The organism is Streptomyces sp. NPDC055254, from assembly GCF_053606025.1.
Window position 1 is genome coordinate 22204 of record NZ_JBSGQV010000003.1, and the last position, 12438, is coordinate 34641.

General features: G+C 75.2%; 8 protein-coding genes, 1 pseudogene and 1 riboswitch. Of the genes and pseudogenes, 5 read left to right on the forward strand and 4 right to left on the reverse strand.

The genetic code is table 11. The features are described from left to right. Positions 1-35: 35 nt before the first annotated feature. Positions 36-3713 (reverse strand): cobaltochelatase subunit CobN, encoded by a 3678-nt coding sequence (gene cobN / locus ACWFQ8_RS04245; protein WP_453784643.1) that lies wholly within the window; start codon positions 3711-3713, stop codon positions 36-38. Positions 3714-3753: 40 nt separating this feature from the next. Next, positions 3754-3889, reverse strand: a riboswitch (cobalamin riboswitch). A gap of 325 nt (positions 3890-4214) precedes the next feature. Here cobN and ACWFQ8_RS04250 point away from each other — a divergent pair. Genes ACWFQ8_RS04250 through ACWFQ8_RS04260 form a run of 3 tightly spaced genes read left to right on the forward strand, consistent with a single transcriptional unit; the run spans position 4215 to position 7920 of the window. Next, on the forward strand, positions 4215-5738 hold the full coding sequence (locus tag ACWFQ8_RS04250; protein WP_453784644.1) for a cobalamin biosynthesis protein CobG: 1524 nt from the start codon (positions 4215-4217) through the stop codon (positions 5736-5738). Next, complete coding sequence (locus ACWFQ8_RS04255; RefSeq protein WP_281207629.1) at positions 5735-6382, forward strand: precorrin-8X methylmutase; 648 nt, start codon at positions 5735-5737, stop codon at positions 6380-6382. The genes ACWFQ8_RS04250 and ACWFQ8_RS04255 overlap by 4 nt, the downstream gene beginning before the upstream one ends. Then, entirely contained in the window at positions 6379-7920 is a 1542-nt protein-coding gene (locus ACWFQ8_RS04260; protein ID WP_453784645.1) for a precorrin-2 C(20)-methyltransferase, read from the forward strand. Before ACWFQ8_RS04255 ends, ACWFQ8_RS04260 begins: the two co-directional genes overlap by 4 nt. A 72-nt stretch (positions 7921-7992) precedes the next feature. On the opposite strand, the gene ACWFQ8_RS04265 is transcribed toward ACWFQ8_RS04260, so the two are convergent. The 3 genes from ACWFQ8_RS04265 to cbiE form a co-directional block, all read right to left on the reverse strand. Further along, a complete protein-coding gene (locus ACWFQ8_RS04265) occupies positions 7993-8823 on the reverse strand; it encodes a cobalt-precorrin-6A reductase (protein WP_453784870.1) in 831 nt (276 codons plus the stop codon). A gap of 109 nt (positions 8824-8932) precedes the next feature. Beyond that, positions 8933-9682, reverse strand: a complete 750-nt coding sequence (gene cobM, locus ACWFQ8_RS04270; RefSeq protein WP_453784646.1) for a precorrin-4 C(11)-methyltransferase — start codon at positions 9680-9682, stop codon at positions 8933-8935. Then, the gene (gene cbiE / locus ACWFQ8_RS04275) at positions 9679-10926 is read right to left on the reverse strand and encodes a precorrin-6y C5,15-methyltransferase (decarboxylating) subunit CbiE (protein WP_453784647.1); all 1248 of its coding nucleotides are present in this window, start codon (positions 10924-10926) and stop codon (positions 9679-9681) included. Before cbiE ends, cobM begins: the two co-directional genes overlap by 4 nt. A 262-nt stretch (positions 10927-11188) precedes the next feature. Between cbiE and ACWFQ8_RS04280 the strand changes: the two are divergent. Both ACWFQ8_RS04280 and ACWFQ8_RS04285 read left to right on the forward strand, forming a co-directional pair. Then, positions 11189-11290: pseudogene (locus ACWFQ8_RS04280) on the forward strand (transcriptional regulator); the annotation flags it as partial. Positions 11291-11436: 146 nt separating this feature from the next. After that, positions 11437-12369 (forward strand): oxidoreductase, encoded by a 933-nt coding sequence (locus tag ACWFQ8_RS04285; RefSeq protein WP_453784648.1) that lies wholly within the window; start codon positions 11437-11439, stop codon positions 12367-12369. Positions 12370-12438: the final 69 nt, after the last annotated feature.

A 12438-nucleotide genomic window follows, 5' to 3' on the forward strand; every position in this document is an offset into this window, starting at 1 on the left:
GGCCTTCGATTCCCTCCGCGTCCTCCCAGGACGGGTCAGTCCGCTTCGCCCTCCAGGTTGCCCTCCGTGTCCAGGTAGACCTGGCGGAGGGCTTCGAGGATCTGCGGGTCCGGCTTCTCCCACATGCCGCGGGACTCGGCCTCCAGCAGGCGTTCCGCGATGCCGTGCAGGGCCCAGGGGTTGGCCTCCTCCAGGAAGGCGCGGTTCTCCGGGTCCAGGACGTAGGTCTCGGTGAGCTTGTCGTACATCCAGTCCGCGACCACGCCCGTCGTGGCGTCGTAGCCGAAGAGGTAGTCGACGGTGGCGGCGAGTTCGAAGGCGCCCTTGTAGCCGTGGCGGCGCATCGCCTCGATCCACTTGGGATTGACCACGCGGGCGCGGAAGACGCGCGAGGTCTCCTCGACCAGGGTGCGGGTCTTGACCGTCTCCGGGCGGGTGGAGTCGCCGATGTACGCCTCGGGCGCGGTGCCGCGCAGGGCGCGGACCGTTGCCACCATGCCGCCGTGGTACTGGAAGTAGTCGTCCGAGTCCGCGATGTCGTGCTCGCGGGTGTCCGTGTTCTTGGCCGCGACCGTGATGCGCTTGTACGCGGTCTCCATCTCGGCACGGGCCGGACGGCCCTCCAGGCCGCGGCCGTACGCGTACCCGCCCCAGACCGTGTACACCTCCGCCAGGTCGGCGTCCGTGCGCCAGTCGCGGGAATCGATCAGCTGGAGGATGCCGGCCCCGTACGTGCCCGGGCGCGAGCCGAAGATACGGGTGGTGGCCCGGCGTTCGTCGCCGTGGAGGGAGAGGTCGGCCTGGGTGTGGGCCCGGATGTAGTTTTCGTCTGCCGGCTCGTCCAGGGACGCCGCCAGCCGGACCGCGTCGTCCAGCAGGCCGATCACGTGCGGGAACGCGTCGCGGAAGAAGCCTGAGATGCGCAGCGTCACATCGATGCGCGGGCGGCCCAGCTCCGCGAGGGGGACCGGTTCGATGCCCGTCACGCGGCGCGAGGCCTCGTCCCAGACCGGGCGGACGCCCAGCAGCGACAGCGCCTCCGCGACGTCGTCGCCGGAGGTGCGCATCGCGCTCGTGCCCCACAGGGACAGGCCGACGGAGGCGGGCCACTCGCCGTTGTCCGTGCGGTAGCGGGTCAGGAGGGACTCGGCGAGCGCCTGCCCCGTCTCCCACGCGAGGCGGGAGGGAACGGCCTTGGGGTCGACGGAGTAGAAGTTGCGGCCCGTGGGAAGGACGTTGACCAGGCCGCGCAGCGGGGAGCCGGACGGGCCCGCCGGGATGAAGCGGCCGTCCAGGGCCGCCACCACGTGCGCGATCTCGTCCACCGTGCCCGCCAGGCGCGGGACCACCTCGCGCGCCGCGAAGTCGAGGACGGCGGCGACGTCCGCCGAGTGGGCCGACGCCACCGTCGCGACGGCCGCCGGGTCCCAGTGCGCGTCCTCCATCGCCTGTACCAGGGCACGGGCCTGCTCTTCGACGGCGTCCGCCGAGGTACGGGTGGCCGCCGACTCGTCCAGGCCCAGCGCCTCGCGCAGGCCCGGGAGCGCCGTCGTACCGCCCCAGATCTGCCGGGCGCGCAGGATGGCGAGGACGAGGTTCACCCGGGCCGGGCCGGTCGGGGCGCCCCCCAGGACGTGCAGGCCGTCGCGGATCTGGGCGTCCTTGACCTCGCACAGCCAGCCGTCGACGTGAAGCAGGAAGTCGTCGAAGCCGTCGTCGTCCGGACGCTCGTCGAGGCCGAGGTCGTGGTCGAGCTTCGCCGCCTGGATCAGGGTCCAGATCTGGGCGCGGATGGCCGGCAGCTTCGCCGGGTCCATGGCGGAGATCTGGGCGTACTCGTCCAGGTGCTGCTCCAGGCGGGCGATGTCGCCGTACGACTCGGCCCGCGCCATGGGGGGTACGAGGTGGTCCACCAAGGTGGCGTGCACGCGGCGCTTGGCCTGCGTGCCCTCGCCCGGGTCGTTGACCAGGAACGGGTAGATCAGCGGCAGGTCGCCGAGGGCGGCGTCGGGGGCGCAGGAGGCGGACAGGCCGGCGTTCTTGCCGGGCAGCCACTCCAGGTTGCCGTGCTTGCCCAGGTGGATCATCGCGTCGGCGCCGAAGCCGCCGTCCTCCGCGCGGGCCTGGATCCAGCGGTACGCGGCCAGGTAGTGGTGCGAGGGAGGCAGGTCCGGGTCGTGGTAGATCGCGATCGGGTTCTCGCCGAAGCCGCGCGGCGGCTGGATGAGGATCAGCAGGTTCCCGCGGCGCAGGGCCGCGAGCACGATGTCGCCCTCGGGGTTGGCGGAGCGGTCGACGAACATGTTCCCGGGGGCCTCGCCCCAGTGCTCCTCCACGCTCGCGCGCAGGTCGGCCGGGAGCTCGGCGAACCAGCGCCGGTAGTCGGCGGCCGGGATGCGGACCGGGTTGCGGGCGAGCTGCTCCTCGGTGAGCCAGTCCTGGTCGTGGCCGCCGGCCTCGATCAGGGCGCGGATCAGCTCGTCGCCGTCGCCGGAGACCAGGCCGGGGATGTTCTCGACGGGACCGAAGTCGTAGCCGCCGGCGATCAGCGTGCGCAGCAGTTCGACGGCGCTGGCCGGGGTGTCGAGGCCGACCGCGTTGCCGATGCGGGAGTGCTTGGTGGGGTACGCGGAGAGGACCAGCGCGACCTTCTTGTCGCGCCGGTCGATGTGCCGCAGCCGGGCGTGGCGTACGGCGATCCCCGCGACGCGGGCGGCCCGTTCGGGGTCGGCCACGTAGGCGGGCAGGCCGTCCTCGTCGAACTCCTTGAAGGAGAACGGGACGGTGATCAGGCGTCCGTCGAACTCGGGCACGGCGACCTGGGTGGCGGCGTCGAGGGGGGAGAGGCCCTCGTCGCTCTCCTGCCAGGCGGCGCGCGACCCGGTCAGGCACAGGGCCTGCAGGATGGGCACGCCGAGGGAGGCGAGGGCGCCCGCGTCCCAGGACTCGTCGTCGCCGCCCGCAGAGGCGGTGGCGGGGCGGGTGCCGCCGGCCGCGAGGACGGTGGTGACGACCGCGTCGACGCCCTCCAGGGTGGCGAGCAGTTCCGGCTCGGGGGTGCGCAGGGAGGAGACGTAGAGGGGGAGCGGCTGGGCGCCGTGGGCCTCGACGGCCTCGCACAGGGCGTGCACGAAGGCGGTGTTGCCGCTCATCTGGTGGGCGCGGTAGTACAGCACGGCCACGCGGGGGCCGTCGGTCCGGCCGGGGGTGCGCTCCAGCGGGCCCCAGGTGGGGGCGGGGGCGGGCGGCTCGAAGCCGTGGCCGGTGAGCAGGACGGTGTCGGAGAGGAACCGGGCGAGCTGGGCGAGGTTGGCGGGGCCGCCGTGCGCGAGGTAGGCGTGGGCCTCGGCGGCGATGCCGATGGGGACGGTGGAGGCCTCCATCAGCTGGGCGTCCGGGGCCTGTTCGCCGGTGAGGACGACGACGGGACGGGGCTGGTCGGCGGCGAGGAGGAGGTCGAGGCCGTCCTGCCAGGCGCGGAGGCCGCCGAGGAGGCGTACGACGACCAGGTCGACGCCGTCGAGGAGGGCGGGTAGGTCGTCGAGGGGGAGGCGGGAGGGGTTCGCGAAGCGGTACGGGGCGGGTGCCGGGAGGGGCGCTGGGTTCGTGGGGTCCGCCGGGCTCGGCGGGGGCGTGGGGTTCGCCGTGGTGGCCGTGTTCGCGGCGCGGGCGCTGAGCAGATCGGTGTCGGACGTCGACAGCAGCAGGATCATGCGGCGGCAGGCCTTCCTCGGGGTTTCCGCGCCCCGGGCAGTGAGGACAGCGGGAGTTCCTGACTCACCCCGTTGATCGCGTGATCGCTCCGCGGGGGTTCACAGTGGCGGGACCGCGCCGGAATCGCACCGGGCTTCCTCCCATGTCGCCGTCCTCGGCGACGGCGGGCCGGTGTGGTCCGCCGGTGGTCATCCTAGGCGGCCTTTGCCCTGGCCGGGAGCGTGGGGGTCGGGCCGGGTCGGACCGCGCGGGTGGGGTGGCGGTGGGGGTGGTCGGTGCGGTGGCGCTGCCGGGGCTCTGCCCTGGGCCCCGCGCCTCAAACGCCGGCGGGGCTGGAGGGCGCCTCGGACGCCGGCGGGGCTGGAGGGCGCCTCGGACGCGGGCGGGGCTGGAGGGCGGGGCGGGGCCGGGTTGGGTCGGGGCGCGCGGGGTGGGGTGGTCGGGTGGGGGTGGCGACGGACACAGGTCGGGGGTGGGGAATCGTGGGTATGCTCGCCGCCATGCCCCAGCCCCCTTCCGCCGCATCGCGGGATGAACCCGTCATACGGGAGCGCGGTGACTCCTGCCCCGGCGCGCTGCGCCTGCACGCGGCGGACGACGGGTACCTCGCGCGCGTGCGGATTCCGGGCGGAGAGCTGAGTGCCCACCAGGCTTCGGTGTTGGGCGTGGCCGCCGACCGGTTCGGGGACGGCCATCTGGAACTCACCTCGCGCGGCAACGTTCAGTTGCGCGGTCTGCGGGAAGGTTGCGGCGCCGGTCTGGCGGAGTTGCTGGACGCCGCCGGGCTGCTGCCCGCGCCCAGCCACGAGCGCGTGCGGAACATCGTGGCCACCCCGATGTCCGGTGTGCCCGAAATCATGGAATGCGATTCCGGTTCCGGACGATCCGAGGTCGGGCGGCTCGATGCCGGTTCCGGGCGGTCCGAGGTCGGGCGGCTCGACGTTTCCCGGCCTGCCTCCGGCCCTGTGCGGCCCGGTTCCGGCGGGTCGGGTTCCGGTGGCGCTGACGCCGGATGCACGTCCCGGCCCGATGTGATGCCGTGGGTGCGGGAGTTGGACCGGTTGCTGTGCGGCAACGCGCGCGTCACCGCGCTGTCCGGGCGGTTCCTGTTCGCCTTCGACGACGGGCGGGGGGACGTGGTCGCGCTGGCGGCGGACGTGACCGTGCTCGGGCAGGCGGACGGTCGGGCGCTCGTGCGGCTCGGCGGGGCCCCCGGCGCCGTGGCCGTGGACGCGGCGGACGCGCCGAGGGCGGCGCTGCTCGCCGCCGAGTACTTCCTCGACGCCGCCGACGCGGCCGGGACGCGGGCCTGGCGGGTGCGCGAGCTGCCCGACGGACACGCCCTGGACGAAGCGGAGTTGACCGGCAGGCTCGCCGCCGCCGGGATCGCCGCGCAGCCGGTGCCCGTGGTGCGGTGGCCGTACGCGCCGCCGCCGGTGCCCGGGGGTTCGGGCAGCGGCCGGGGCGCGCCGCTGTGCGTACTGCCCCCGCTCGGCAGGCTCAGCACCGCCCAGTGGCGGGCGCTCGTCGAGGTCGCCGACCGGGCCGGCGGCGGGATGCGCATCACTCCGTGGCGCACCGTCGTCGTCCCGAACGCGCCCGTCCCGCCACCGCTCGACGCCCCGGCCCGGCTGCGCGCCGCCGGGCTCGTCGTGGACCCCGACAGCCCCTGGCAGGGCGTCACCGCCTGTACCGGGCGCCCCGGTTGCGCCAAGGCGCTGGCCGACGTACGGGCCGACGCGCGCGCGGTCGTCCAGGCTGCGCGGGGGCCGCTGCCCGTGCACTGGTCCGGCTGTGAGCGCCGCTGCGGGCATCCGCGGGGGACGGCCTGGGTGGACGTCGTGGCCACCGGGTCCGACCAGGGGCCGACCGACCAGGGGCGGTCCGACTACGGGCTGTCCGTCCACGGGCGGGCCGTGGCGCACGGCGCCGGCCTGGCGGCCGCCCTCGCCGTCGCCCGCAACGTCCCCGTTCCTTCCGATGAAGTACCAGAAGCACCGTCCGTAGACGCAGTGAAGAAATGAGCGAGTACACCGTGTTCGAGTACGAGAAGGACGGCGCCGCGATCTACCGCCAGTCCTTTGCCACGATCCGCGCCGAGGCGGACCTCTCCGGGCTGCCCGCCTCCGTCGCCCAGGTCGCGGTGCGCATGATTCACGCCTGCGGAATGACCGACCTCCCGCAGGACCTCGGGTACACGCCCGAGGTCGTGCTGCGGGCCCGCGCCGCCCTGGAGGCGGGCGCGCCGATCCTGTGCGACGTGCAGATGGTCGCCAGCGGGGTCACCCGCAAGCGGCTGCCCGCCGACAACGAGGTGATCTGCACGCTCTCCGACCCGGCGGTGCCGGAACTGGCGGCGCGGATGGGCACCACGCGCAGCGCCGCCGCGCTCGAAGTGTGGCGCGACCGGGGCCTGTTGGAGGGCTCTGTGATCGCCGTCGGCAATGCGCCGACCGCGCTGTTCCGGCTGCTGGAGATGATCGAGGAGGGCGCCCCGCGCCCCGCCGCAGTCATCGGCGTGCCCGTCGGCTTCATCGGCGCCGCCGAGTCCAAGGACGCCCTGGCCGCGCACCCCTCCGGGCTCGACCACCTGATCGTGCGCGGCCGCCGGGGCGGCAGCGCCATCGCCGCCGCCGCCGTGAACGCGATCGCGAGCGTGGCCGAATGAGCACCGTGGAGCACCGGGCCGACACCACCGCGGGCGCCGCCGGCGCGACGGCGGCAAAGGGCCGTCTGTACGGGGTCGGGCTCGGACCCGGCGACCCCTCCCTGATGACCCTGCGCGCCGTCGAGGTGATCGCCGAGGCGGACGTCGTCGCCTACCACAGCGCCCGGCACGGCCGGTCCATCGCCCGCTCGATCGCCGCGAAGCACCTGCGGGCCGACCACGTCGAGGAGCCGCTGGTCTACCCGGTCACCACCGAGACCACCGACCACCCCGGCGGCTACCAGGGCGCGATGGAGGAGTTCTACGAGTCCGCCGCCGCCCGCCTGGCCGTCCACCTGGACGCCGGCCGGACCGTCGCCGTGCTCGCCGAGGGCGACCCGCTCTTCTACAGCTCGTACATGCACATGCACAAGCGGCTCGCGGACCGGTACGAGACCGAGGTCGTCCCCGGGGTCACCTCGGTGAGCGCCGCCGCGGCCCGGCTCGGCACCCCTCTCGTGGAGGGCGAGGAGGTCCTGACCATCCTCCCCGGCACCCTGCCCGAGGAGGAGCTCACCGCCCGCCTCGCCGCCACCGACTCGGCGGTCGTGATGAAGCTCGGCCGTACCTTCCCCGCCGTGCGCGGCGCGATGGAGAGCAGCGGCCGGCTCGCGGAGGCCCGGTACGTCGAGCGCGCGACGATGGCCGGGGAGCGCACCGGCCGGCTCGCCGACACCGACGCGGAGAGCGTCCCCTACTTCGCCGTCGCCGTCGTCCCCAGCCGGATCGGCAATCCGGGCAGCGTGCCGTCCGGCCCCGGCGAGGTCGTCGTCGTCGGCACCGGCCCGGCCGGTCCGCTGTGGCTCACCCCGCAGACCCGGCGGGCGCTGGCCGACGCCGAGGTGCTCGTCGGCTACACCACGTACCTCGACCGGGTGCCGGTGAAGCCGGGCCAGGTCCGGCACGGCTCCGACAACAAGGTGGAGTCGGAGCGCGCCGAGTTCGCACTCGACCTGGCCCGGCGCGGCCTGCGGGTGGCCGTGGTCTCCGGCGGCGACCCGGGTGTGTTCGCCATGGCGACCGCGGTCCTCGAAGTCGCCGGCCAGGACGAGTACAAGGGCGTCCCGGTACGGGTCCTGCCGGGCGTGACCGCGGCCAACGCGGCGGCCGCCGCTGCCGGCGCCCCGCTCGGCCACGACTACGCCACCATCTCCCTCTCGGACCGGCTCAAGCCCTGGGAGGTCATCGCCGAGCGGCTGCGCGCGGCCGCGGCGGCCGACCTGGTGCTCGCGCTGTACAACCCCGGTTCCCGCAGCCGCACCTGGCAGGTGGCGCAGGCCCGCGAGCTGCTGCTGGAACTGCGCTCGCCGCAGACCCCCGTGGTCGTCGCGCGGGACGTGGGCGGTCCGCAGCAGTCGGTGCGGATCGTGACGCTCGCCGAACTGGTGCCGTCCGAGGTCGACATGCGCACGATCCTGCTGATCGGCTCGTCGCAGACCCGGGTCACCGAGCGGGCCGACGGTACGCGGATCACCTGGACGCCGCGCCGCTACGGCTGAGTCGGAGGGACGCAGCCGGCCCCCGGGTTCCAGGTGCGGCGCCCGGGGCGGGCTGCCCCGGGCGCCCGAGCGTCAGGCCGGGCGCCCGAGCCAGTGCAGGGCGTCGGCCACGGTGCCGGCCTCCGGTACGCCCCTCGGGACGCCCGGGCGGCGTACAAGGAGGACCGGGATGCCCGCCTCGCGGGCCGCGGCCAGCTTCGGGGCGGTCGCCGAGCCGCCGCTGTCCTTGGTGACGAGGACGTCGACGCGGTGCCGGGCGAGCAGCTCCCGTTCGTCCTGGAGGGTGAAGGGGCCGCGCGCCAGCACGACGTCGAGGCGCGGCGGGACGGGACCGGCCGGCGGGTCCACCGAACGCACCAGGAACCAGGTGCCGGTGAGGTGGGCGAAGGCGTGCAGGCCCATCCGGCCGGTGGTCAGGAACACCCGGTCGCCGAGGGAGGGGAGCACCTCGGCCGCCTCGGCGAGGGAGTCGACGAACCGCCAGTCGTCGCCCGGCTCCCGTGTCCAGCCCGGGCGGCGCAGCGCGAGCAGCGGGACCCCGGTGCGGGACGCCGCATCGGCCGCGTTGAAGCTCATCCGCTCCGCGAAGGGGTGGGTGGCGTCGACGAGACGGGTGACCCGGTGCGCGGTGATCCAGTCGGCCAGGCCGGCGGGCCCGCCGAAACCGCCGATCCGGGTCTCGCCCGGCGGGAGCGCCGGGTCGGCGACCCGGCCGGCGAGGGAGGTCGTCACGCGGGGCCGGGCGGAGCGTGCCGTTCCGGCCGCGGCCGGTTCCGCAACGCGTTCGGCGGCCGGTTGCACCGCGGCCCGTTCCGCGGCCGGTCGCACCGGGGACGGAACCGTGTCCGCCGCGGTCAGGGCCACCGCCAGGCGGCGGGCCTCCGTCGTGCCGCCCAGGATCAGGACATGCCCGTCCGGCGCGTGTCCGCCCCGCGCGTGTCCGTCCCGCGTGTGTCCGTCCGGCCCGTGTCCGCCCCGGGCGTGCCCGTCCGGGGCGTCGCGGGGGCCCCGTTCAGCAGGCATGCCGGTCGCGCTCGGGGGAGTACAGGTGGCTGTCCCGGAACTGCTCGGCACCCAGCGTGCGGCCCACCAGGATGACCGCGGTGCGGACCAGGCCGGCCTCCTTCACCTGTGCGGCGATGTCGCTCAGGGTGCCGCGCAGGACCAGCTCGTCGGGCCGGCTGGCCATCGCCACCACCGCCGCCGGGCACTGGGCCCCGTAGTGCGGCAGCAGTTCGTCCACCACACGGTCCACGTAGCGGGTGGCCAGGTGCAGCACCAGCAGCGCGCCGCTGCGGCCCAGCGTGGCCAGGTCCTCGCCGGGCGGCATGGGGGTGGCCTGCTGGGCGATCCGGGTCAGGATCACGGTCTGCCCGACGGTGGGCACGGTCAGCTCCCGCTTCAGCGCGGCCGCCGCCGCGGCGAAGGCCGGGACGCCCGGGACGACCTCGTACGGGATGCCGGCCGCGTCGAGCCGCCGCATCTGCTCCGCCACCGCACTGAAGATCGACGGGTCGCCCGAGTGCAACCGCGCCACGTCCTGGCCCGCCGCGTGGGCCCGTACGCACTCGGCGACGATCTCGTCCAGGTTCAGCTGCGCGGTGTCGACGAGGCGCGCGTCCGCCGGGCACTGCGCCAGCAGCTCGCGCGGCACGAGGCTGCCCGCGTACAGGCAGACCGGGGCGGCGGCCAGGGTCCGGGCACCGCGCACCGTGATCAGGTCGGCGGCGCCGGGGCCCGCACCGATGAAGTACACGGTCATGTCTGGTTCTTCTCCTTCGTCACTGACCACTGGGTGACCGGCATCGCCTGCCGCCAGCCCGTGAAACCGCCGACCGGCACGGCGTGCGCGACGGCGAGCTTCACCAGCTCGCCCCCGTGCCGCCGGTAGCGCTCGGTGAGCACCGCTTCCGACTCCAGGGTGACGGTGTTGACCACGAGTCTGCCGCCGGGACCCAGCGCGTCCCAGGCCGCGTCCAGCAGCCCCGGCGCGGTCAGCCCGCCGCCGATGAACACGGCGTCGGGGGCGGGGAGTCCGGCCAGGGCCGCTGGCGCCGCGCCGACGACCACGTGCAGGCCCGGTACGCCGAGCGCCGCCGCGTTGCGGCCGATCCGCGCGGCCCGGTCCGGTACGCGTTCCACGGTGACCGCCCGGCAGGAGGGGTGGGTACGCATCCACTCGATGCCGATGGAACCGGAGCCGCCGCCGATGTCCCACAGCAGCTCACCGGGGGCCGGGGCCAGCGCGCACAGGGTCGCGGCCCGCACGTGGCGCTTGGTGAGCTGCCCGTCGTGCTCGTACGCGGTGTCCGGCAGGCCCGGGGTCGCGCCCAGGCGCGGGGGACCGGCGGCGGCATCCCGTACGCACTCCACGGCCACGACGTTCAGCGGATCGCCGGGGGCGCGGTCCCAGCCGTCCGCCAGGCCCTCGTACGCTTCCTCGCGCTCGGAGCCGAGCTGTTCCAGCACCCGCATCCGGCTCGGGCCGAAGCCGCGCTCTCGGAGCAGGGCGGCGATCTCGGCGGGGGAGCCCGCGCCCGCGCTCAGCACCAGCACCCGACGTCCTTCGTACAGGGCGGCCGAGAGCCGGGCGACGGGGCGGCCGACCACCGTGACCACCTCGGTGTCCTCGACGGGCCAGCCCAGGCGCGCGCAGGCGTAGGACACCGACGAGGGGTGCGGGTGGACGAGCAGGGAGGACGGTCCGAGTTCCCGGGCCAGGGCCCGGCCGATCCCGTAGAACATCGGGTCGCCGCTGGCCAGTACCGCGATCCGGCGGCCCGCGTGCTCGGCCATCAGCTTCGGTACGGCCGGCAGCAGCGGGCTCGGCCAGGCCACCCGGGCGCCGGGGCACTCGCCGGTGGGCAGCAGGTCCAGCTGGCGCGGCCCGCCGATCAGCACCTCGGCCGAGGCCAGCGCGGACCGCGCGGCGGCGGCGAGCCCGGCCCAGCCGTCGGCGCCGAGGCCGACGACCGTCACGGGGAGGGGGAGCGGTGCGGAGCTCACTGCGCGGTACCTCGGGGAAGGGGAGAAGGGGAATGCGGGGGCGGACCCGCAGCCTACTGGGGCGCAGGCCGGGCCCCAGTGCCAGGGTGACCAGGACGGAGGCACCGGCCAGCGCGGTGATCGCGACGGCCGGCGAGGTGTACTGGGCTGGAGGGGGTCCCGCCGGCACGCGCTGGTGTACCCGTGCGAGGGGCAGCTCGCCCAGCCGGCCGCCGGGGCGCCGCAGGCGCTGGTCCGGCTGCTGGGGCCGGTCCGGGCCAGGGTGCTGGTCCTGCTGGAGAGCCCGAAGTCGACCACGCAACTGGTGGCGCTGACCGGGCTGAGCCTCGGCGCGGTGGCCGGGCAGCTCAAAGTGCTGCTCGACGCCGGGCTGGTCCTGCGGCGGCGCGCGGGCCGGAGCGTGCTCTACGTCCGGGTCGCGGCCGGGACGTGCTGGTGTCGGCGGCGAACGGCCCCGAGTAGGGTTGCCGGAGTTACCAGAGGTAATCCGCCCGTCGCGAGGGAGCTGCCATGCCCGGCTGGAACGCCGCGAACATCCCCGTCCAGACCGGCCGGACCGCGGTCGTCACCGGAGCCAACAGCGGGATCGGCTACGTCACCGCCCGTGAACTCGCCCGGCGCGGCGCCTGCGTGGTGCTGGCCTGTCGCAGCGCCGCGCGCGGCCGGGCGGCCTTGATCCGGCTCCGGACGGAAGTGCCTTCCGCGGAGGTGGAGTTCGCCGAGCTCGACCTCGCCGACCTGGCGTCCGTAAGGGAGTTCGCGAAGGCCTACGGGGAGCGGCACGCCTCCCTCGACCTGCTCGTCAACAACGCCGGCGTGATGGCCCTGCCGTACGGGCGGACCGCCGACGGGTTCGAGACGCAGTTCGGGGTCAACCACCTCGGGCACTTCGCCCTGACCGGGCTGCTGCTCCCGAAGCTGCGGGCCGCCCCGCCCGGGGCGCGGATCGTCAACGTCTCCAGCGGCTTCCACGTCCTCGGCGACATCGACCTGGACGACCTGGCGTCCGAACAGGGCTACCGGCGCTGGGTCGCGTACGGGCGCTCCAAGACCGCCAACCTCCTCTTCACCCACGAGTTGTCCCGGCGCTTCGCCGCCGCCGGCTCCACGATCGTCGCCGCCGCCGCGCACCCCGGCTACGCGTCCAGCAACCTGCACGCCGGGGCGTCGCGGCTGGAGGGCCCGAGCCTCAACTCGCGGGTGGCCGCCTTCGGCAACGCGATCGTCGCCCAGCCCGCCGCCACGGGTGCGCTGCCCACCCTGTACGCGGCCACCGCTCCGGGGGTCCGGCCGGACACGTTCGTCGGCCCGCGGTTCGGCTGGCGCGGTGCGCCCGTCCGTTCCTGGCGGGCGAAGTGGACCCTCGACGACAGGTCCGGCGAACAGCTCTGGGCGGCCTCCGAGAAGCTCACGGGGGTCTCGTACGCGTCCTTGCCGCGCTGACGCGCCCCCGGGGTGCCTCCGGGCGCCCCCGGACGGGCCCTGATCCGTACGCTCCGTGCACCGCAGACT